We start from the raw sequence: 22880 nt of genomic DNA, 5'->3' as shown, positions 1-22880 counted from the left end.
TGCCCCCTCCCACTGTCTTGTGATTACACTATCGTACCCGGCATGGGTCCTGTACTAGGGAAACCTCTCGAAGAGGTTGCATGACAGGAGCGGACTAGGGGTCTGACTAGCTGGGTATCGCGGCAAAAACTGGATAGGCTGTGCAGCACCAGCAATGGAGAAGTCGGGGAAGACGCCAATGACACATGTCAGTGTAGAAGCGGCCGTGGAGGGAGGAGGGGGCACTTCGCCGGAGAAACCAGTATCCCCCTCGCCGATCCTGGTGCCGGGGCAAACCTGCTGGCGGATAGAGTCAGCGGAGCGAACGGCGTTTCTGGTGGACGGCGAGGCGTACTTCAGGGCGTTTCGCGATACGGCGTCGCGCGCGAAGCATTCCATCATGATCCTCGGCTGGGACATCGATACCCAGGTCGAGTTGGTGCGAGAAGACTCTCCCTCCTTGGGTCTGCCCTCCAAACTTGGTGAGTTTTTGGTGGCGCTGCTACGCCGCAGACGCGGGCTCCGAGTCTATGTCCTCAATTGGGATTATGCCCTGATCTACGCGTTGGAGCGGCAATGGATGCCGACTGCCGAACCGGGGTGGCGCAGCCATCGCCGCCTTTCGTATCAGACTGATGATTATCATCCGGTCGGCGCGTCTCATCATCAGAAGCTGGTGGTGATCGACGATGCGGTTGCTTTCGTCGGCGGGCTGGATTTGAGCAAATCCCGCTGGGACACCAGGGCTCATCTCCCGCTGAATCCCCGTCGAGTCGATGCCGATGGTGAGGGGTATGCCCCATTTCATGACGTGCAGATGATGGTCACAGGCAACGCCGCCGCCGCCCTGGGAGATCTCGTGCGCGACCGGTGGTTGCGTGCGACCAGACGGCGCCTTTCTGCACCGCCGAGGTGTTCCGTCGAGGAGCTGTGGCCGCCGAATCTGAGCCCCGACTTGCTGGAGTGCCCGGTCGCCCTCCTGCGTACCCAGCCCCAATATGAGGAATTGAACGAGAGACGCGAGATTGAACAGGCCTATCTGAGTGCGATTAAACGGGCACGCCGGTCCATTTATATCGAATCGCAATACTTTACCGCGCAGGCCATTGGTCGCGCGTTAGCACAACGGTTGTCCGAGCATGGCGGTCCCGACGTCGTCCTGGTGCTCCGTCAGCATTGCGACGGTTGGCTGGAGCGCCAGACGATGGACAGTTTGCGCGCCCGTCTCCTGCACGACGTGGAACTGGCCGATCACTATGGCCGGTTGCGCGTCTATGCACCGGTCGTCCCGGGAGACGAGGGAGGCGTTCCGGTCGCTGTGCACAGCAAGCTCATCGTTGTTGATGATGAATTCGTCTGCATTGGCTCCGCCAATGTTTCGAACCGTTCCATGGGATTCGACACGGAATGCAACGTGGCGATCGAAGCCCGCGGCCAAGCGCCGGTGCAGGCCGTGATTGCGGCGTTTCGCAACGGCCTGCTTGCCGAACATCTCGGTGTCGCGCCGGATAGGATCGGGCAGCAGATCCTGCAATCCGGTTCTCTCGCCGGCGCCATTGATGCTTTACGCGGGGGCGAGCGTACGCTGGTCGCTGGCTGCTTTGAGACGGCGTCTTCTTCTGAGGCCATGCCCCCCGAGCAGGCGCTGATCGATCCGGAACGCCCTATGGCTGCGGATCACCTTCTGGCCGACGTGGGATTCAGACGCGAACGGATGCAGATTGTGCGTCGCGCGTTATTGGGGTTGTCGCTTCTGGCAGGGATGGGCGTGCTCGCGGCTGCCTGGCGGTGGACGGCACTGGCTCAATTGCTGGACCTTGACGCCTTGGTGCATCATGCGCAGGCGCTTGGACGGAGCCCGCAGGGACTGCTGACCGTCATGGGCGGGTATGTTCTGGGCGGCCTGTTCGCGGTGCCGGTCACGGCGCTCCTCGCGCTGACGATCCTCGCGTTTGGGCCATGGCTTGGCGCGATGTCCGCGATGGCAGGATCACTCCTGAGCGCGATGACGCTGTTTGCCGTCGGCCGGACGTTGGGATCCTACCGAATCCGGCGGCTGGCCGGCGCTCGCGTCGAACATCTGAGCCGGCGCATTGCCGAACGAGGTTTCTGGGCGGTGTTCCTGGTGAGGGTCCTTCCGATTGCGCCCTTCTCCGTGATCAATCTGGTTGCCGGAGCCTCGCCTGTGTCCCTGAGGAATTTTGTGTTGGGGACAGTGCTCGGGATGATGCCTGGGATTGCCATCATGGCGACGTTTGTGGGCGGTCTCGAGGATGCTGTCCGTGAACCAAGTTGGCAGGCCTTCGCGATGGTGGGACTGGTTGTGACCGCGGCCTGGGCGGGCGTGTGGTACCTGTCGGGAAGGATGCAGGCCGGACGGCCCGCGGCGGCGCCGGTCGCCGATCGATCCTCGATTTCCGTGACCTGATTGCCGGAAAGGATGCAGTGGATGCGTATGCGGGTCGCCTCGTACAACATTCATCGCGGATTCGGGAGGGACGGACGGTATGATCCGAACCGTATTCTGCGGGTGCTGCAGGAGATGGACGCGGACATAGTGGCGCTGCAGGAAGTGGAGTTTCCGGGCCCGGACCCCGATCAGATTTTGACCTGGCTTGCCGTCAGATTAGGCATGATTGCGGTAGGGGGACCGGTTCGGACATCCGAGGCCGGGACATACGGCAATGCCTTGCTGACACGGTACCCTGTGAGAAACGTTAGGCGGTGGGATCTTTCCGTCGGGACACATGAGCCGCGGGGCGCCCTGGCCGCAGATATGCTGTGTCAGGGCGCGATCATCCACGTGGTCACGACGCATTTAGGGCTGTGGCCGAAAGAGCGTCCGTTGCAGGCGACCCGGTTGCTGGAGTTCTTGCAGGTGCCAGAGGAAGAACTGACGATTCTCATGGGCGACCTGAACGAATGGCAAGGGTGGGGAAAGTCGCTTCGGGTCCTGCGGAGGGTGTTCGGTTCGCCTGCTGCTCCGCCTACGTTTCCCACCGTCTGTCCCATTTTGGCGTTGGACCGGATCTGGGTGTCGCCCCCTCAGTCGTTACGTAGTATCCATGCCCATCATTCTGGCGAGAGCCTCGCCGCCTCCGACCACCTGCCGGTGAAGGCGGAGGTGTGTTTTCAGGCGGTGAACCATGCGCGCTCCGGAACCGCGTAAAGGTTACGAACCGACGCCTGCCGCAACAGGTTGCGGCCGTTCGATGGTGTAGCGGCCCTGTCCGAGATGGCTCAAGCGCAGGTGTCCCATACGGCTGAGACGGTCGACCTCTGAAAATACCTGATTCCAGGTGAGGGTCGGGCAGGCTTCCACGAGCATATCGAGGTCGCACTGCTGCATATGGTCGAAGGCATCGAGAATGGTCAGTGTCACACTGTTGTCGGTCTCATGATATTCCTCAGTGACGGCCGGGCAGACCGTTCTTCCCAGTTTGGCGAACTGCACAGCGCAAGCGGGGCAATAGGCGTGGATGAGGCGATAGGCTCCAATCGCGAGGCGATGCGTATCGAGATACAACTTTAGAGGTCCCCATTCGGGCTCCGCACCCGGAGACAAGTTTTCACCTCGAACGTTTTCACATACGCAGCAGATGGGGATCAATCTCTTCATCTCCGGCTTCATAACCCACCCCCTGTCTTTCGGAATGAACTGCAGGCGGTCGACTAAATCGATATGATAGAAAACATTCTCCTTGAGGGCCACTAGGCGCTCCCCTAGGGTATTTTCCGAGAGTCGCCGGCAGAGCAAAGCGGTAATCCCGCATTAATCTTCATGGTGTACTTTACCTTCAAGCCCGGGGAGAACCGCGTCGAAGAACGCGTTTTGTAGGAGGGTCAGCAGCAGCTCCCAGGTGCTGGCTTGTGGGTTACCCACGGTGCCTGTCAGGTCGGTTTTCGTTGCGATCTCATCCCGAGGAGTATTTTTCAATATCCCCGCCAAGGCATTGATAGCCTTCTCATAAATCTGGTTGAGGAGTCCCTTATCCCGGTCCTGTTGCGGATCGTACGCCGTGACATCCTTAAATAGAGGCTTTAAGTATCCCTTCACCTTCCCGTGTTTGACGCTGACCTCGCTGAAGAGAGAAAAGAGGCCGCCTGCGGCATCGATTCCCCCATATGCGCGCAGCAATTGATTCAGCGTCGTGACCTTCGTCTTGACAATTTTCACAGAGAGGTCAAAGTCCGGCGACTCGAGTTCCGGCCGAAACGCCCCGGTGATCGTCGTAGCTCCAGTCCCCATGAACAGGCCATTGAGTGTCACCCGTGCGGTGCCTTCGGTAAGTTGGTTGCTCCAATTCTCGAGCTCCAACGCGGTTCCGCTGATGAACATGCGATAGGAAGGATGTGTGGCCTGGTTCACGAACCCGAATTCACTCCGTTCAATGTGTCCTTGATCAATGCGGAGCAGAAGCGTGGGATGGTTGGCGGCCTTGGCCGCCGTTCGGCTCACCAGCTGAGCGGTGCGTTGTTCTTTTTGTGCTGTGCGAAGCGCGTGAACAAAGTCCGCTTTCACATCATGGAGATTCAGCGCGGTGAGCCGCACCTCTTGCGCCGCGGGGGAAAATTCCACATGACCTGTCGTCGTTAATGAACCCTGGGTGAGGTGGATTTGGCGCTGAGCGGTGAGCGGCAGGAAGTCGGCCAGGTTAATGTCCAGGAGCGCAATGTCGGCATCGATGCCCATCGACGGTTCGGCAAAGAAATCCGCATGCCCGTCGACGTGGATGCGGCCGCCACCGAAGACGACGGCTTCGAACTGCACTCGTGATGGGTATTGCAGAGGTTTTGACCGCACATTACGGATATTCTCCGCGCTAATCTGAATATGGGTCAGCCGCACGGGTTTCGAAGCGGCAGTCTCCCGATAGGTCACCTCGCCGTCTTTGAGGCTGAGTTCGTTAATGTGCAACGGATACACAGCGAACAAGGATTCCTGCCAGGTTTCCTGGCGCGCCGCAGCGTCTTGTATTTCTTGCGCCGCTTGCGGGCGGGTGAAGTGGATGACAGGCCGGACAATGGTGTGATCACTGACCAGACGACCGGATAGTAGCGCGTGCCAGTGAATGCCGGTATGCCATTCCGCGACGTCCGCCAAGGGCGGGTCCGGATGCGCATCCTGCAGGACAGTGACGTGCTCCAGGTCAAGGGAAAGGCTGAGGGGATGGAATACAAGCGTGCCGATACGAAACGTGTATCCGGCAATATGACTGTTCAGTTCGCGTTCGGCGTACGCACGCAACGGTTCATCGATGAAGCGCAGAGCGATTCCACCTACAAGAATGACGGCCGCACACGCGGCGACGACCCATCGCCATACTCCGCGAGACGGCTTCTTCGAGGATGAACCGCCGTACACCTTCTCCTGGGAATATGCCGTTTGTCGATGTTCGGTCCGGACGCTCACGATTCTGTGCCTCGACTGGGAGAGAGCAATGGAGAGACCGACAGAGTCTCCTGATATCCTGTGAGGTCTCCTGAGCCGCCTTGCGTGTGAATTCTAAGATGGGTCGATTGATTCGGCTACTGGGTATGCCCCTGGTCGAGGCAGGTTCTTTCGCCGACGGCTCTTCTCCGCAACGCCAGGGGCAATTCCACTAGTGGGCAGAAACCCTGGAAGCCAATCTTACTGCCGACGCGAGAGCATGGCGTCTTTGAGCCTGCTGACGATCGGAAGAAGAATGTGTCGGCTCGCGAAGGAGAGAGTGGCGCAAGATTGCATCAGCGAGAAAGGGAGTGCGAGGTTTGGAGAGACTGGTCACTTCGTGGTGTGCGATCTCCGTTACAGCGTCGATGGACATCGCACACCACTCGCGTCATATTCCGATTTTATTGAACGGTGATGGAGCCATGAGAGTCTACCATCGTGGTTTTCGCATCGCTTGACGGCCTGACCGAGTACTTTACGGTGCCGACACGGCTGAAACACAGGCCGGCGGTTTCATTACTTGCCAGAGTCGTGGAATTGTCCACGCTCATTCCCAAAGCCTTAGAGAACCCATTCCGGCAGGACACCGTGTGTTCCAGAGGCCCGTCAATCGTCACGGTCACGGAATCCTGCCGCTGATTGATCCACCGAACCTCGTCGCCTGCCCGTACGGTCAACGCATCGGGAGTGATGGTGTCCTTGATGACGATATTCTTGACCATGCCCGTCTTGGTTCCTACCTCCACTTCTGACCGGGTCTTCGGCGCGGTCGGTGAACTCGAACAGGCCGCCGCCGAGATCAGCGCCAGAGCCAGTAGTGAGTGCATCAATGCTTTCATGAGGTGTCCTCCTTGGTAGAATGAATGTGAGATTGACTCGAGTGTTGTCATCCAGCGAAATGTGGCGCGGTTCTTTCGCTCGTGGCTCTTTCTCTGTGGATGATCACTGCCTGTCATGCCAACAGTACCGAGGCGCGTGAGGTCTCCGTACTCGGAAAAACCCCAGTATACATATGCCGAATGGCTGGTTACTGATGAACATGGAACTGATGGTCATCGAGCAGGACGGATTCTGAATGGCGAAGGCGTTCCACAGATCGAATTTCGTTTGGCTCATAGGGGTGGCGCTAGCGCTGATCCTGCTCACGAGCGGCTGCGCGCTATCCTTCGGCTATCGGCATGCGGACTGGCTGATCAGCCGGCAACTGGATCACTATCTGGACTTAACGTCGAGCCAGTTGCGGATTGTCAAACACCGGCTGCACCCGCTGCTTTTGCGGCATCAGAAAGAGGCGTTGCCGCAATACGAGCAGTTTTTGACAGATCTCCATGGACGTATCAGCCGTGGATTGAAGTCTGAGGACCTGGACTGGACCTTTGCCGCATACGATCGATTTCGAGCGGATCTTTTCGAGCGGGCGATTCCGGAAGGGGGGCCGTTGGCGGCGCTGCTGAAGGAGAAGCAAATCCACTACCTCGAACGAGTGTTCCGAAAGGAGGACGCTCAAGCGGAGCATCTGACGCAAGGGGCAACCGCCGTTCGTCTCGACGAACGGACCCGCAGGGGAGTGGCGATGGCTGAAGAATGGCTGGGGCCTCTCACCCGCGAACAAACCGCCAGCCTTCGTACGATGATCGCGGCGTTGCCGGACAGTCAGCCGGTCTGGTGGCGCTATCGAAAACAGCGCCATGAGGAGTTGGTGGCCCTGCTTCGCACTCCGGCGTCGGATGAGGAGATTACGGGAACATTACGAAACATGTTCGTGTATCCTGACCCGACGGCCTCGCCCGGGTATTTGAAGATGATGGCAGACATGCGCGCGGCCCTCACCGGCCTGGTTCTGGAAGTCGATCGCATGCTGACACCGCTTCAGCGACGCCATGCCTTACTCTCGATCCAGAAGGTCATTGACGAGTTGCACGCACTCAGGCGAGACCCGTGATCAGAAATGGACCATTCCGAACAGCCACAGCACCAGGATTAGACTCAACGGCACGGCAAGCAGCCACAATAAAATGGGCAGGTGTTCTCCTTCCTGTAGAGGATGCGGTTGGAATGATTGGACGAGAAAGACGCCGAATGTACGTTCGATGTCTCCCGCCGTCCGATAGGCGGATATTCCGGGACGGAGGAAGTGTGTGCCGCACGTCTCACTATGCAACGGAATGATGAGATGCGCCGCTGGCCCGCCCTATCATGAGCGTTGGTGCTATCGCCGATTCACGGCGACGCGCATTTGTCCGACGGATGCCCTTCCGCAGCGACTCGACGCAGGGCGTAAGACCAGGCTATCGGGGCATGCCCTCCTTCCGCTTCACGGGAGTCAAATCGCTGATGGCAGGTCCATTCAAAACCTTGCCGAAACAATCGAAGCGCGAGCCATGACAAGGGCAATCCCACGTATGTTCGGAATGGTTCCAGGCCACAATACAGTTCAGGTGCGGACACACCGCTGAACAGGTGTGCAGGGATCCATTGGCGTCGCGATAGGCGGCGATCTTGCTGAGGCCCTCTCTCAGCACCGCGCCCTGCTCGTTGGGAATATCTTCCTCGCTTTCAACATCGCCCTTGGTGACCCAATCGGCATATTGAGCCGCCACGTTGAGCGACTCCCGCACGAACTTCCCCATTGCCCCCATGGGCTGGCGGGATGGATCGTAAAGAGAAGACCAGGCAGAGTCCCGACCCATGATGAGATCCGTGAGGAGCAGGCCGGCAATGGTTCCATGGGTCATTCCCATGCCGCAGTCGCCTGTCGCAATGTAAATATTGTCGGCGTCGCCTGGATTTCTGCCGATAAATGCCAAGCCGTCGACCGATTCCATGACTTGCCCCGACCATCGATAGGTTACCGCCCCCATGGCAGGGAAATGCCTGCGGGTCCAGGCCTCCAGCCGGCCGTAGCGCATTTCAGCATCGTCTGCTTGCCCGGCCTTGTGGTCTTCGCCGCCGACGAGGAGGAACAGTTCCTCGCCGCCTCCCGGTAACGAACGGCGCCGAGTGCGGACATAGTGATAGGGATCGTGCGTGTCCCACCACAAGGCTTCCTCAACCGCCCCGGCCGGGATCGTCGCTCCGATCACATAGGTGAGATACGCCGCCTGTTTGGTGTGAATGGTCACCATGTTATTGACGGGCGTATTGGTGGCGACGACGACGGCATCCGCGGTGACGATGCATCCGTGACTCGTTTCCACCCGGGCCTGTTTCCCGCTGTCTACTTGTGTCACATGCGCGCCGCCGAAGGCGCGGCATCCTCCCTGTCGGATGGCCTCGACCAGGCCGGCGAGGTATTTCAGAGGATGAAATTGAGCCTGGCGGGGAAACCGCAGGCAGGGACCGTCTCGGGACAAGGGGCCGGGAAGTTTGGTGATATGCTCGACCTCGGTCAGACCTGCGCGCAGGGCGGCCATCCATTCGTCTTTGATCCGCTGCGAATCGTCGGGAGAAGCGGCGCACAGATATCCGTCAACCCGCATGAAGTCACAGGCTATTCCGGCATCGTTGCCGGTCTTTTCAATCCAGTCGATGGCTGCCGTATGACTGTGCGCAGCCAGACTCGCGCCGGATCGACCATGTAAACGTTCAATCTCCACATATCCGGAATCGATCGCATTCGAGAGATGCGCGGTCGTTCGTCCGGTCATGCCGCTGCCCGGTTGATGGTCATCCAACAGGATCACGGACCGCCCCTCCTTCATCAAACAATAGGCCGTCGTGACGCCGGCCATACCAGCGCCGATCACGCACACATCGGCATGAGCGCCGCTCGACATGGGTGGCAGATGCGGGACGCCTTCCGACATCCAGAGAGAAACCGTTCGTCCTGGTTCATCGTTCATGGTGAACTCCTTACGATTGCGCGCAGACACAGCGCAGGCCTGTAGGGAATGGATGTGTGCCAACCCTAACGGGACATGGCGGACATGGGAGCTAGGGAGGGGCCTAGTTGTGGGCGGACGAGAGTCGGGGGATGATTCCACCTTCTTGAGCGCTGCAGGATAGACAAGAGTGGGAAGTCTCTCTGTTCGTCTGTGGCGGGTGCGGCGAAGCGGTGATCTGTCTCAATGGTGCGCATCCGTGCGTCTCGTCTGTCCGGGGTTCACCGCAAATCTGATTTCAACGCGACAACAAGGAGCGCGGCAGAGAAGTCGCCCGGGAGCGGATCGTCACAGGATATGAATACGACAAAAGCCGGTACATCGTGTTGACGGACGAGGATTTCAAACGCGTCTCAAACGCGCTAATCTGGAAGCGGCACAAATCATCGACATCGCCAGGTTCGTGCAGGCGGAAAAAATCGCCGTGACGTCCATTGAGCTGCCTTTTATTCGGCTTCGGATACGCATAGGGAGAAGGGTTCTGCGCTGTTGCGTGAGGCGTGACAGCAAACGGAATGGTCGCCTCGGCGCAAGAGTGCATAAAGGCATTCACATGAGTCACAGGCAGGGGAGGGGTGAGATGGGGGTGCGCAGCAAAGCGGGAGCGGAAAAAACGAAGCTTCAGGGTGCCCGGAGTCAGGAGTTGACACTCGGAGCTCGCGTCACAGAAGAGGGAGTGCGATTTCGTTGTTGGGCGCCTCGTGCAGCCCGTGTCGATGTCGTCCTTGAGCCTGGCGACACGATTCATGAGTTGTCCAGACTGGCCGATGGATATTGGACCGGGATCGTCCGAGAAGCCTCTGCAGGCATGCGGTACCGTTATCGGCTTGACGGCGGGCAGGCTTATCCGGACCCCTGCTCGCGTTTTCAGCCTGAGGGGCCCCATGGTCCTTCACTCATCGTCGATCCGCGCGCCTATCAATGGCACGACGAAGGGTGGCCCGGCGTCACGATGCACGGGCAGGTGATCTATGAACTCCACATCGGTGCCTTTACGCCGGAAGGCACCTTCGACGCCGCCATCAGTCGATTTGATGACCTGAAAGAGCTTGGAATTACAGTCATCGAAGTGATGCCGGTGGCGGAATTTCCCGGTCGTTGGAACTGGGGATACGACGGCGTCGGACTATATGCTCCCGCGCATGTGTATGGCGATGTGGGAGGCTTCAAACGATTCGTGGATGCGGCGCACCGGCGCGGGCTCGGGGTGATGTTGGATGTGGTCTACAACCATCTTGGTCCGGACGGAAACTATTTGCCAACCTTCAGCGATGCGTACCTGACCGACCGTTATCCGAATGAATGGGGGCAGGCGATCAATTTTGACGGACCCGGCTCCCGCCCCGTGAGAGAGTTCTTTATTCAGAACGCCTGTTATTGGATCGATGAATTCCACGTCGATGGATTGCGATTGGATGCGGTGCACGCCTTTCACGATGCCAGTCCGGTTCATGTTGTCGCGGAGTTGTCTCAAGCGGCCAGACGAACGGCCGGAACCCGCTCCATCATCCTGATCGCCGAATGTGAATTGCAATGGGTGCACACCATTCAGCCGGTAGCGCAGGGGGGGTGGGGACTCGACGGAGTCTGGAGCGAAGATTTTCACCATAGCGCGCGCATGGCTGCGACCGGCCGCGGTGAAGGTTATTACGGCGACTATCGCGGAACGCCTCAGGAATTCATTTCGTCCGTGAAGCGTGCGTTCCTCTTCCAAGGCCAGCGGTCTCAGTGGCAGGGCAAACCACGGGGCACCGTGGTCTCGGACGAACCGGCCGAAGGGTTCGTGTTTTTTCTTCAGAATCATGATCAAGTCGCGAATCAATTGTGGGGCGACCGCTTGCACCACAAAGTTGGTCCTGCCGTCTATCGCGCCTTGACAGCCCTGCTCCTCCTGGCTCCTGAAACTCCGTTGTTGTTCATGGGGCAGGAATTTGCGGCCTCCACGCCGTTCTTGTTTTTTACTGACTTTCCGCCGGGGCGCTTAGCACAGGATATTCATCAAGGCCGGAAACAATTTCTCGCTCAATTCCAGAGCCACGCCTCGAGCGCGGCTCAGGCCGCTCTCGGTGATCCGTGCGACCCGTCCGTGTTCGAACGCTCCAAACTGGATTGGGCGGAACGTGACCGTCATGCCTGGAGCATGGCCTTGCATCGGGACCTCTTGCGTCTCCGGCGGGAGGATGAGGTCATTGCGCAACAACGGCGCGATTTAGTGGACGGCGCCGTCATCGGAGCCTCGGCGTTTGTCTTGCGGTATGCCGGTCAGAACGGAGATGACCGGTTGTTGCTCGTGAATCTCGGCCCCGACCTTGATTTTCGTCCGGCTCCGGAGCCGTTGCTGGCCCCGCCGATCGGCCGTACCTGGTCGTTTCGCTGGTCAAGTGATGCGCCCCTCTACGGAGGCCCTGGGGTGATCGAGCCGTTGTCCGATACCGGTTGGAAGCTCCCGGGCTGTGCCGCCGTGTTCTATGCGTCCATAGTAGAAGATCCCGGGAGCAGGGCAACGGCGATAGAGCGTCCTCATGGAAAGCAACGGCAATGAGTCCAACTCAGGCCGATGCCATGGTGCTCACGGTCCCTCCGGAGCGGCTGCGGGATACCAACGCCTTTCTTGCCAGGGAATGGCTGGTGACGAATGGTCTCGGCGGCTATGCCTCGCAGAGCCTGCTCTGCGCAGCGACCAGAACCTACCACGGCCTGTTCGTTCCGGATTTGCCGGCTCCCTGGGGACGCACGGTCATGATTCCACGTGTTGACGACGACATCCTGGTCGAAGGAGAGGTGGTATCGCTGAGCGGGGTAGAATTTTCCGACGGTCGCCTGAAGAGCAATCTTCTCAAGGTATTCGAGGGGTTCAGTCGGGAGCGGCAGACACCGGTTTGGCGCTTTCGTTTGAAAGGCCGCCGCTTGGAAAAGCGTGTGATCATGTCCTACGGTCACAATTCGGTCTATGTGGAGTATCGTCTCGTGGAGGGTGATCCGGTCAGCCTACGCCTTCGTCCATTCGTGACATTCCGGACGTTGGATGCGGGACTACGCGATGCCTGGCACCCTCCCTTTCCTCTCACGGTCGTCAACGGCCGGCACGAAATGCATCTGTGCGAAGGCGCTCCGTCTTTAAAGCTGTGCCTGCGGCCCCACGGCGGGGTATTCGTAGTGGATGACGAAGTAAGCGCCGGCATCTTCTATCGTGTGGACCAGGATCGCGGGTTGGACCATGTTGAACGTCTCGCCAGCCCTGGATACTTCTCCGCGGACCTCGCGCAGGATCGTTCTCTGGCCTTCGTGGCGAGCACCGAATCGTGGGAACGGCTTGAATGTGATCCGGAAGCCATTTTTGCTGCCGAGGGGGAGCGGCTCGATACCTTCCTGTCTCACGTGCCGGACAAACAAGATGAAGGCATTGAAGGATGGCTCAGTCTAGCGGCTGATCAATTTGTGATTGTCCCCGGATCTCGATTGGAAGAACAGGCGCCGGCGCGGGCATCCAGTAACGAGGCATGCACCATCATCGCCGGGTATCACTGGTTCACGGACTGGGGCCGTGACACGATGATCAGTTTGGAAGGACTTACCCTATGTACCGGCCGCTACCGGGAAGCGCGATCGGTTCTCAGAACGTTTGCCAATTACGTACAAGATGGATTAATCCCGAACCTCTTTCCGGAAGGGGAGCGGACGGGGTTGTACCACACGGCCGACGCCACGCTGTGGTACGTCCACGCGGTCAATCGGTATTACCAGGTGACGAACGACCGCGAGACGCTGCTCGCCTTGCTGCCCATCCTGACGTCGGTGCTCGAGCATCATCTCGAGGGCACGCGCTTCGGAATCGGCGTCGACAAGGACGACGGACTGTTGCGCGCCTCGGCGGAAGGATACCAACTGACCTGGATGGACGCCCTGGTCGATGGTTGGGTGGTCACGCCTCGTCGAGGCAAGCCTGTTGAGATCCAGGCGCTCTGGTACAACGCCCTCCGTTGTATGGCGGAGTGGGACATACTCACCGGTCGATCATCGTCTCGCTGGAGCGAATTGGCGGAGCAGGTGCGGCACTCGTTTCATGAGCGATTTTGGATTGAAGCCGGGGGATATCTTTACGATGTCATCGACGGGGAGCGAGGGGATGATCAGGCATTTCGACCGAACCAGCTGTTGTCCATTTCCCTACCTCACCCGGTGCTCAGGGAGGACCGGTGGCGAAGGGTGGTGGATCTGGCGACAGACCGGCTTCTGACTCCGGTGGGATTGCGAACCTTGTCCCGCGACCATCCCGATTACAAGCCGAGATACCACGGCGATCTCCGCGCGCGGGATGCGGCCTATCATCAGGGGACCGTGTGGGCCTGGCTGATCGGGCCGTTCATCGACGCCTGGATCAAGGTCTACAAGGACAGGTCCAAGGCGCGGGGTATGTTGGACGGGTTCCGTTCCCACTTATTGGATGGCAGCATCGGGACAGTGAGCGAAATTTTTGACGCAGAACCTCCCTATCATCCCCGGGGCTGTATTGCCCAAGCCTGGAGCGTGGCCGAAGTGTTGCGGGCGTATCGGCAGACGCGACCCGAGAGGGAGAGGGTGTGACGAGTTGCAGGTCCGGCGCACGTCGGAACGTCAAGCTGTCGCTATGTGCATGACCTGAACACTGTCGAGATCAACCATCGCCTCTCCCTACCGCCCTCATCGGGCACCGTGAGATTCGATCGGCTGCCACGTGATCCATGGCAACGGTCAGACACCTCCTGCTCAACGCTTACAAACAGTAGGACCTGTTGGCCAAGTGACGGGCGCTGAACAATCGCCAGGGTGCTTTACCCTGGGACCTGGGGGGAGTGCTAGTAGAGTGGATCGTACGGGACTGGTATCAGTGATCGTGACAATCGGTGGAAGTATCCGCCGGAGGCAATCAAGATCACTATGAAAAGGAGAATCGTATGAACGCCACCGTGAGTGCCCTCTCCTTAGCCGGAAGAACCAGACAGAACATTGCTCCCGTTCTGCACGAAACTTGCGCGTGTCTCCGCTGCGGGGGATTCCTGGTCGATGAACGCTGTATGGATGTCGGGGAGAGCTTGGGAGGATACTGGTTCATGGCCATGCGTTGCGTACAGTGCGGCGACATCATTGATGAAGTCATTCTGCGGAACCGTGATGCGCATTTCGTGACGATGCAGCGTGAGGTTGCGCAGGTGGCCTGATCAGCGTAGGTCGTATACCCCCTTCCTGCCCGCGGAGGGCGGTGCCTATCTGAGTGAGGAGTTCAGGCGACCTGCCGGATATCCGTGCGGCTGCCCAGTCAGACAGGACAGGCCATGACGCTGAACCGGAGATTGTCAGTGTGGCGTGAATTCAGCCCGGGATGTTGCACGACAATCTCGCATCGCCCCTTCCGTAATCGCCCGCCTCCGGCGACCGCTCGGTTCCATAGACAGTCCGCATTTGGGGAATAGTAGAGAGGGGATCGTTTTACACCACCTCCCGGATTTTGCTCTCGATCAATGTTTTGAGGATGCTCCAACGGTCATCTTGGCCCTTCGCTAATGCCGTCGCAAATCGCCAGGCTTGTGCCGTGGTAATCTTTCCCGGCAGCGGTGGTTCTAACGGATCGATCACGGCCTGGACCAGGGCCGGGCCTGGGACAGAGAAGGCTTCTCGAAGCACGTCCCGAACCTGGCGCGGATCATCAACCGTGAATCCCTCCGCGCCGCAGGCTTTCGCGAACAGGGCAAAATCGATCGGCTGAAGATCCACGCCATATTGCGGATTCCCTTCGAACGCCAGCTGTTCCCACTTGATCATGCCGAGGAGATTGTTTTTCAGAACGATGATTTTCACCGGCAGGGCATACCTCACCAGCGTGGCCAATTCTCCCATCAACATCGTGCACCCCCCGTCTCCCGCGAGACAGACAATCTGCCGCCCCGGATAGGCGATCCCGGCGCCTAGACTATACGGAAGGCCGTTTCCCATGGAGGCGAGGGTGCCGGATGCCGAAAATTCCATGTTTCCTTTGATCGTGAGATGCCGGGCCGCCCAGGTGGTGACGCTGCCGGTATCGCAACAAATGATGGCGTCGTCGGCGAGGAACTCGTTGACCGCGCGCACGACGACCTGAGGCTTGAGCGGCGCATCCATCCTCGTGCCGCGCGCTTCCATGAGTTCATGCCATTGCTGCATGCTTGCTTGCGCGGTGGTGAGGAACCCGCGATCCGGTTTCTGTTTCAGAAGGGGCAATAACGCGCGAAGGACATCCCAGCAATGTCCGACCAGTCCGACTTCGACGGGGTAGCGCAGCCCAATGCGAGCGGCATCCAAATCGATTTGAACGGCTCGCGCCTGGCCTGGTTTCGGATAAAATTCCAGGTAGGGAAAGCTCGTGCCGGCGATGATCAGCGTGTCGCATGTTTCAAGGACATCCTGCGAAGGGGCCGTGCCGAGGAGGCCGATGCCGCCGGTGGTCAACGGGTGGTCGTCAGGCACCACCGCCTTGCCGAGGAGCGGCTTGATGATCGGCGCGCCGAGCAACTCGGCCAGTTGAAGGACTTCTGCTCTTGCCCCCAGACAGCCGCGTCCGGCCAGGATGGCGATTTTCGATCCCGCGTTGATGACGGCTGCCGCCTTCTCAATCAGCGATTGGGAGGGCAGGGGCAGGGGGTCGCTGTACAGATCGCCGCTATGGCCGGGAATATTCGCCTTGGATCTGTACTCTTCCACGCTCCACTCCTGGATATCTTTGGGAATCGTGATATGGGCCACCGTCCGCCTTGAGATAGCCGTTTTGATGGCTTCGTCCAGGACGTTGCCGACGTGAGCCGGGCTCATGACCCGCTGGCTATAGGCGGCGACGTCGGCGCACAGCCGTTCCAGGTCGACATCCTGCTGATAGTGGGTGCCGATTAAATCGTGGTACGTATGCCCCGTGATGGCGAGCACCGGCTGCCCGTCACATTTTGCATCGTACAACCCGTTCAGCAAATGGATGCCTCCCGGACCGGACGTGGCGAGGCACACGCCCAGTCGCCTCGTAAATTTCGCATACCCGCAGGCGGCCAAGGCGGCTGATTCTTCGTGCCGGACCAATATCAATTTGATTTTCTCCTGGCGTATCCGCAAGGCTTCATAAATGCCGTTGATGCCGTCACCAGGCAGACTGAAAATCGTGTCCACCCCCCAGCTGATCAGCCGATCGATTAACAAATCTGCCACGGTGGTCGTCATCTTGCGTCCTTTCACTGTTCAGGAGAGAGGGGCAGAGCGGAGGCTTGCCGTTTCAGCTGCGGAAGCACGAGTTCCTGCAGCAGGATCTTGATACACGCGGCAATCGGAATGGCCAGTAAGAGGCCATAAAAGCCGCCTAACGCCCCGCCGATGAACACCACAATCAAGACCGTCACCGCACTCATTTCCATGGATTGGCTTTGCACCCAGGGCGTCAGCAGCCAACTTTCGATGAATTGCACCACGAGGTACGCGACGGAGGGCCAGACGACCACGGTCATCAGATCGAACGCGCCGGCGCCGGAAGTAAACCCGTCGAGATATTTCAAGAGAATGGCCAAAGGCCAGCCGATCAATGAGGCATAAGGAATAATGGTGAGAACGCCGGTGATCAGGCCGAGGATGAACCAATACCGGATGCCGGTTAAGGCCCACCCCGCCGAGTAGAGCACGGCAGAGGTCAGGGCGATCGTCAAACGCCCCCGGAAAAACCCGCTGACCGCGTGATCCATCCTCTGCACGATGTGGCGCGCTCGAGGCCGATAGTCGGCCGGGATATAGTGTCTGAGTTGCGCGAGGGCGCTATCAAACTGCCAGGCGAAAAAAAAGAAATAGATCGGAATCAAGACCAGCGCCAGGGTGACGTCAGCCGTCGTCCCGATGACGGCCCCAAGCACGCCAAACGCCTGCCCGGTACCGGAGAAGATTGGTGTCAGAATGGAGAGGGGATCATCACGGAGACTGGTGGCGATCCTCGAAAGCGGTTCCGAAAAATCACCCAGCGTCACATGGTATTGTGTGGCGATACTTTGAAGATAACCAGGCACCCGTTCAGCGAAGGATTGCACCTGCTCGGCGAGTAATGGACCCAGCCATGTCACGAGGCCGCCCAGCATGAGCGCGGACAGAAACAGCACGACAGAAATCGTCACGGGTCTGGGGATGTGCCAGGCTGTTTCAGACCGCCTGACCAGAGGATTCACGAGGTACGCCATGAGCAGCGCGATGAGTACAGGGGTAAACACTCCCCGCAGGTAATAGCCGAACCAGAGTAGAAACAGGATTCCCCCCAGCCACATGAGATCGCGGATGGGGGTAATCTCCCACAAATGACGATTGGCCGCCGGAACGGCTGGTCCGTCGAGACGAGGCACCCGCGTGGACTCTCCCTTTGGGGTTTCGACAGATCCTGGCTTCATACGCCTGACGTCTCCTTCTGTCTCATTCCGTGCGGGAGGTGGCCCGCGGAGGCTTGTGGAGCGATCGATCAGAGGTTGACCGCAAGGCTGAGGCCGCGCCCTCGATCTGCGCGTTGATTTCGCCGCCGAGCAAGATCACCACTCCCGTCAAATAGAGCCACAACATGAGAACGATCACTCCGGCAATAGACCCGTAGGCCGCGTTGTAGTTGCCGAAATGATCGACATAGACTTTAAAGCCTACTGACAGCCCCGTCCAGAGCAGGACGGCCACCACGGATCCCGGTGTGACCCACCGCCAGTCATGTTCCACGTCGGGACAGACTGCGTAAATGATCGCAAGCGCCAGCAACATCAGCCCAATCGCCACGGGCCACTGCAACAGGGTCCACGTGAGCAGGAACAGCCATCCCAACCCTACGATGTCCGCAATCCACGCACCGATCCGCTCGCCATAGAGGATCAGCGTAATGGAGGCGATGATGAACGCGGCAAGACCGATCGTCAGGAGAGTGGCGACGAGACGAACTTTCCAAAAAGGACGGCTTTCCCGGGCGCCGTACACGACGTTGAGCGATTCCATGACGGCTGTGACTCCGCTCGAAGAAGCCCAGAGGGCTCCGAGGAGACCGAGCGAGAGGATGTCGCTCCCGGTTCCCGTCACCACGCTATCCAAATATTTTTGCAATAACGATAGGGCATCGGCCGGCAATACCGTCCGCAGGTAGGTCATCAATTCAGGCAACACCTGTTCAAGCGGAAAAAGGCCTAGCAGTGCGGTGAGGAAGAGTAACGCAGGAAAGAGCGCCAGGAGGAAGTAATAGGCCAATTGAGCCGCACGGCCGAGTATGTCATCCTTCTGGCTGTCGGTCCATAGACGGTGTCCGAATTCTTTCCACCCCAATCCGCCGAGTTTCCAGGGATTCCATCGTGGTGATGCGCTGGTCAGCGACGCCGACACTCTGGCTCCTCTGGTCGTCTCAACTGAAGGGTGACGCCGCGCCGCCCGAAGGGCGGGCGCCCCTGCCTGCTGTGGATTCTGAGTGTGGAGGTTTCCCGTAAGGCTCCCGGGCGTTCTTTCCCGGCTTCCCCTGAGAGGGAAGGATCACGCCGAAGGACCGCGCGATTTCAGGGATCAACTTGCTTGCAAATTCGACCATGAGGGAACAGCCTGCTTGCATCAAGGCTGCTTTGGCTTGGTCCGTATCGGCCCCGAGTTCGCGGCTCATCGTTTCCCATATACCGGGGCGGCTCTGTCTTTCCGTCCTGCGGGCCCTCTGCGGATCGGGATAATAATCGTAGATCCCTTCGGCGCGCCGGGCAGTCTTCTTTTGTTTGCCCTCAGGCTCCGGCATGATCCTGGATGCGTGGGCGCCTGGCGGATAGTAGGCATAGACACCGCGGCCTGGTGCTCGCGTACGGGCCTCCAGGAGGCCGATCGCGTATCCCGCGCACATGGCGCCCCCAAGCATGAGCCAGGGGTAGGCATCGACCTTCTGAACAGGATTCAAAGCCGCTGTGGTTTTATCGACCAACTGCGTCACGCTTTGGGATCCTTCATCGAGTAAGCGCGAAACTTTCATCGTCGCTCCCTCCGCCGTGTCTTTGATGCGTTGTTCCAACAGTTCGAGCTTTCTGGCAATATCCGATCTCGTGTCCACAATATCTTTTAGGTCTTGGTTGATAGCAGCTGTTCTTTGATCCATTTGGCATCTTCCTTTAAGGAGTAAAAGGTGCGAAACGGCCAGAGCCGAAGGGTGGTTCCGATGGTCATCAGGCGAGCGAAAAAGGCGGCGCCCCCTGCGGCGGAAAGTAGCCCGACGATTCCATAACAGGCCCACAAGGGGAGGCCACTGTACGAATGCAAGAGATGCACGAACGTCATGAGCAGAAAGAAAGAAGCCAACAATGCCAGCATCACCGCGATACCGGCGTGCATCGCTCCTTTGACGACCTTCCCTAACTCATGCTGCATTTCATGCCGGGCCAGCTGCATTTCCTGGGCAAAGAGGCGTCGGATATCCTCAACCAGACCTGTCACCAATGACGCGATCGAAATCGGATGGGGATTTTCCATTGCTCTCGTCCTCGTCCGGTTAGTCAGTCCTGGCGCGGGATAAGAGGTATCCACATCCCAATCCGACCAGGAGTGCCTGGAGCGGATAGCGTCGGATCAACGTCTCAAGATCCTCGACGACCCCTGCTATCCCCTGTTCTCGGAAATACGCAGATGTTTCTTTGGTTTTGCGTACGGCGGCGTCCATTGCCTTGTCGGCTGTGCTGCCGTCGGATACCTGCTCGCGTATCTGGTCAACGGTCGATTCGACTGCCTCACCGGTGCGTTTGGCAAGGTGTTCTGCAGAGGCGGCGGTTTGCTCGATGGTGTCCTTAATTAACGATGCGCCGTCTTTCGCTCGGCCTTCCATTCTCTTCATATCCTGATCCATTGATCCTCCTCACCAAGTATAGGGATGTGCGCCTTCGATCACCATACTGCACAGATTAACGGTGCGAAGGTGACCTTTGAACTGGGCAGAGCCCTAGTCTGCCCAGAGGTGCTACCTGCGTCTCATACCTGTTGGCTATAAGGTAGGCGAGCCCGTACGCACGCCTCGAGGTTTTGAAACCGGCGGCCGGTGCATCCGGAGACTGGTATCGGGCCGCATTCATGCAATAGACCCCATGCCGCGGAGCGGTTCACCGCCCGAGGTGATCTCGCAGGCGGATATCCCCGGAACGTACCTGTTGGGTGAGGACCGAATGGACAAGCCGTGGCTCCTCCCGGCTCCGTGCCCGTTCCCCACGTGACTCGGCGATTGCACGACGAACCGTCATGAATAATGTGGGCCAGACCTAAGCGGGCGATGGATCGCTGCCTGCCATCGCCTCCGCCTATGTGTGATCGGTTTGATTTTTTATGGGGCTTGAATTTGTAAGTTATTATTCACGGTGCGCACGCCGGCTACCCCGCGTGTCAGTTCAACGACCCGCATTTTTTGTTCTGCAGATTTGACAACCCCGTTCAGGGTCACCACCCCGCGCTCGGTATCGACATCGATCCGCGAGAAGTTCGAGAGCCGGTCCGAAGACAGTTTAGCTTGCACCGCTGTGGTGATGGAGGCGTCATCGATGGTTTGCCCCGCGGTTTTGCCGGTCGTGGATTGGCAGCCCACCAGCATGATCATGGTGAGGCCGAACATGAAATGAGTCAGATGTTTCATGATGATGGAACCCCTTTTCTAGCCATGTGCGCCGGCACTCCTACTGCCGCGCAGAGAGGACTTACCCGCGCCGTGATGTCGCTTCTTCCGCCGCCCGTTCCGCAGTCTGCATGGTTTCGTCCACAAACTCGCGGGCGGCGCGTCCGGCCTTTCGCAGGGTTTGTTTGCCACCTTCGACATAATCCTGGCCTCGCTCCACGGCCGAGTCCCAGGCTGCGCGTCCCTGTTCCGTTGCCTCATCCAGTTCGTCCTTGGCCCTGGAAGCATAATTACGAAGGGTCGAGCGAAGTTCGTTGCCTGATTGGGGAGCCAGGAGTAGTGCTACCCCTGCTCCGATCAGCGCGCCCGCCAAAAATGCCGACCAGTTGGAAGAATCATCTGTATGCATGTGTGACCTCCTTCGACCGTGTCCGTGAATGGTGACGAACTCCAAACCTACGCGCGTTTCCCGTGACTACTGATTACCTGCTGTGCGCGTGCAATCAGACTAACAGGATGTGGCGATCCTCAAACTAGGCATGGCCCTAGTTTGAGTACCAGCGGACGACTGTATCCTGTCTACCGGCGCCGGAGAAGCAGGTAAATGTCATGCGGTCATGATGAACGACGTCCTGCCTTTAACCGCAGGAGGATGTCCTCAGTGATAGGAGGGGAAGGATGGTACGAGACATGGATGTCGGCCTTGCCACGATCGCAGCATGCGTTCCGTTCTTGCCACCTGTGCGATTCGGGTCGAGGAGTGGCGTATCGGCGACAGGGCCTCTCTCCCTGAGGTATCGGCCAGCCAACCGGATTCGGCCACTTCCGTATGACTGTGGATCGATACCGACGCGGTCTGCCTCCGATGTACAGCGGCTCGGCTCTCCCTTGGACACGTGGGTCGGCAAAGATCCTATGCAACCATTCAGGCGGAGATGCAGAACCGCCTCTATGAGGTCGGTTCCTATCCGAGGATTTCAAGGTATTTCCGGCGGCACTGTGAAAAGGCAGGGAGGATGGGCTGTCGTTGAACAGGGAAGAACCGAAGGAGTGTTATCTAAATGGTGCGCCCGACAGGACTTGAACCTGTAACCTTCTGATCCGTAGTCAGATGCTCTATCCATTGAGCTACGGGCGCTGCCCACACTTTTGAGCCCGCTCGAAGACAGTGCCTCCGGAGCGGGCTCAAAAGTACAGCCCGTTATACAGGCTTGAGGGAAGAGCGGTCAAGTCTGTTGAACAGACATATTCCTAGAATAGGCTTCGACTCAATTCTCCCGATGGAGAACTTTCATTGCCGCTTTTGTCATAGGCCGTCACGACAAAGAAATAGGTGGAACCCAAGGGCAGAGTCAGCCGCGTCGAGGTCACGTTGCCCACGTCGAAGGCCTGCGTGCGGGCACCGGAACTCGTGCCGACATACACGCGGTAGCCCTGCAGGTCTGCCTCAGTGTTGGCATTCCACATGACCGTGACCGTGCCGGTTGCCGATGCAGAAGGAGGTGGTGGCGGCGAGGTCGCGCTTGCCGTCGGCGAGGGCGGGGGCGGCGTCGTGCTGCCACTGGCGAGGACGGACAGTGAGACGGGGATACGCATGGTTTGCGATCCGTTCGGGCCGCTCTCCACGATATAGACAACTCCCGTGTAGTTTCCCACGTTCATGGTCGACGTGTTGACCGTCACCGTGATGGGATCAATTTCCGTCGTGATGGTCTGCGTGCTGCCGTAAGGCGGATTCAGCGTCGTCCACGACTGGTTTGCGCTGATGCTATAGCTGCTCTGTTGCGTGCTGGACTTTTGCAAATTGAAAATGCCGGACACGGTGTTTCCTTGCGCGGCCGTGAGTGAGAGCGATGATGGAAAGGCTTGGAGCATCGGCGTTAACGAGCTGGCCGGCGGCGGCGGGGGCGGCGTCGTCGAAGGCGGTGGAGGTGGAGGGGTCGTTGACGGTGGTGGCGGTGTGGTTGAA

The 22880-nt window shown here is 58.9% G+C and carries 19 protein-coding genes and 1 tRNA gene; 6 read left to right on the top strand and 14 right to left on the bottom strand.

From position 1 onward, the window contains the following. Positions 1-154: 154 nt before the first annotated feature. Together GDA65_07055 and GDA65_07050 are read left to right on the top strand one after the other, a co-directional pair. Positions 155-2407, top strand: coding sequence for a hypothetical protein (locus GDA65_07055; protein MBA5862449.1), 2253 nt, complete (start codon positions 155-157; stop codon positions 2405-2407). A 12-nt stretch (positions 2408-2419) separates the two neighbouring features. Beyond that, entirely contained in the window at positions 2420-3148 is a 729-nt protein-coding gene (locus tag GDA65_07050) for an endonuclease (GenBank protein ID MBA5862448.1), read from the top strand. Positions 3149-3151: 3 nt separating this feature from the next. Here the strand turns inward: GDA65_07050 and GDA65_07045 are convergent, their stop codons facing one another. From GDA65_07045 to GDA65_07035, 3 genes are all read right to left on the bottom strand, one after another. Beyond that, complete coding sequence (locus GDA65_07045; protein ID MBA5862447.1) at positions 3152-3598, bottom strand: hypothetical protein; 447 nt, start codon at positions 3596-3598, stop codon at positions 3152-3154. 153 nt (positions 3599-3751) lie between these two features. Beyond that, positions 3752-5392: a DUF748 domain-containing protein gene (locus tag GDA65_07040; protein MBA5862446.1), complete on the bottom strand. Its 1641-nt coding sequence runs from the start codon at positions 5390-5392 to the stop codon at positions 3752-3754. Between the two features lie 422 nt (positions 5393-5814). After that, positions 5815-6252, bottom strand: coding sequence for a hypothetical protein (locus GDA65_07035; protein ID MBA5862445.1), 438 nt, complete (start codon positions 6250-6252; stop codon positions 5815-5817). A 236-nt stretch (positions 6253-6488) separates the two neighbouring features. Here GDA65_07035 and GDA65_07030 point away from each other — a divergent pair, with 236 nt between their 5' ends. Beyond that, positions 6489-7355 (top strand): hypothetical protein, encoded by an 867-nt coding sequence (locus GDA65_07030; protein MBA5862444.1) that lies wholly within the window; start codon positions 6489-6491, stop codon positions 7353-7355. 346 nt (positions 7356-7701) lie between these two features. Here GDA65_07030 and GDA65_07025 read toward each other — a convergent pair whose 3' ends face one another. Further along, entirely contained in the window at positions 7702-9255 is a 1554-nt protein-coding gene (locus GDA65_07025; protein ID MBA5862443.1) for an FAD-dependent oxidoreductase, read from the bottom strand. 619 nt (positions 9256-9874) lie between these two features. On the opposite strand from GDA65_07025, the gene treZ reads away from it, so the two are divergent. The 3 genes from treZ (at position 9875) to GDA65_07010 (ending at position 14492) form a co-directional block, all read left to right on the top strand. Further along, the gene (treZ, locus tag GDA65_07020) at positions 9875-11836 is read left to right on the top strand and encodes a malto-oligosyltrehalose trehalohydrolase (protein MBA5862442.1); all 1962 of its coding nucleotides are present in this window, start codon (positions 9875-9877) and stop codon (positions 11834-11836) included. A 20-nt stretch (positions 11837-11856) separates the two neighbouring features. Further along, positions 11857-13878: a glycogen debranching protein gene (locus tag GDA65_07015; GenBank protein ID MBA5862441.1), complete on the top strand. Its 2022-nt coding sequence runs from the start codon at positions 11857-11859 to the stop codon at positions 13876-13878. Positions 13879-14228: 350 nt separating this feature from the next. After that, entirely contained in the window at positions 14229-14492 is a 264-nt protein-coding gene (locus GDA65_07010) for a hypothetical protein (GenBank protein MBA5862440.1), read from the top strand. A gap of 268 nt (positions 14493-14760) precedes the next feature. Here the strand turns inward: GDA65_07010 and GDA65_07005 are convergent, their stop codons facing one another. From GDA65_07005 to GDA65_06960, 10 genes are all read right to left on the bottom strand, one after another. Beyond that, positions 14761-16512: a pyruvate oxidase gene (locus GDA65_07005; protein MBA5862439.1), complete on the bottom strand. Its 1752-nt coding sequence runs from the start codon at positions 16510-16512 to the stop codon at positions 14761-14763. Between the two features lie 11 nt (positions 16513-16523). Next, positions 16524-17711, bottom strand: coding sequence for an AI-2E family transporter (locus tag GDA65_07000; GenBank protein MBA5862438.1), 1188 nt, complete (start codon positions 17709-17711; stop codon positions 16524-16526). A gap of 22 nt (positions 17712-17733) precedes the next feature. Next, complete coding sequence (locus tag GDA65_06995) at positions 17734-18672, bottom strand: YihY family inner membrane protein (protein ID MBA5862437.1); 939 nt, start codon at positions 18670-18672, stop codon at positions 17734-17736. Between the two features lie 19 nt (positions 18673-18691). Then, complete coding sequence (locus tag GDA65_06990) at positions 18692-19417, bottom strand: hypothetical protein (protein ID MBA5862436.1); 726 nt, start codon at positions 19415-19417, stop codon at positions 18692-18694. Then, positions 19381-19788 carry a hypothetical protein gene (locus GDA65_06985; protein ID MBA5862435.1) on the bottom strand — a complete coding sequence of 136 codons (408 nt, stop codon included), beginning with the start codon at positions 19786-19788 and terminating at the stop codon, positions 19381-19383. Before GDA65_06985 ends, GDA65_06990 begins: the two co-directional genes overlap by 37 nt. Positions 19789-19807: 19 nt before the next feature. Then, positions 19808-20158, bottom strand: a complete 351-nt coding sequence (locus GDA65_06980; protein ID MBA5862434.1) for a hypothetical protein — start codon at positions 20156-20158, stop codon at positions 19808-19810. Between the two features lie 468 nt (positions 20159-20626). Next, complete coding sequence (locus tag GDA65_06975) at positions 20627-20932, bottom strand: BON domain-containing protein (GenBank protein MBA5862433.1); 306 nt, start codon at positions 20930-20932, stop codon at positions 20627-20629. A gap of 61 nt (positions 20933-20993) precedes the next feature. Next, positions 20994-21320, bottom strand: a complete 327-nt coding sequence (locus tag GDA65_06970) for a YtxH domain-containing protein (GenBank protein MBA5862432.1) — start codon at positions 21318-21320, stop codon at positions 20994-20996. A gap of 653 nt (positions 21321-21973) precedes the next feature. Beyond that, a tRNA-Arg gene (locus GDA65_06965) sits at positions 21974-22049 on the bottom strand. A 113-nt stretch (positions 22050-22162) separates the two neighbouring features. Then, the coding region (locus GDA65_06960; protein ID MBA5862431.1) for a hypothetical protein at positions 22163-22880 on the bottom strand (718 nt) is incomplete at its 5' end.

The organism is Nitrospira sp. CR1.1, assembly GCA_014055465.1.
Taxonomy (GTDB): Bacteria; Nitrospirota; Nitrospiria; order Nitrospirales; family Nitrospiraceae; genus Nitrospira_A.
Note: the sequence above shows the minus strand (reverse complement) of the source record. Positions and strands in the feature narration are given on the sequence as shown.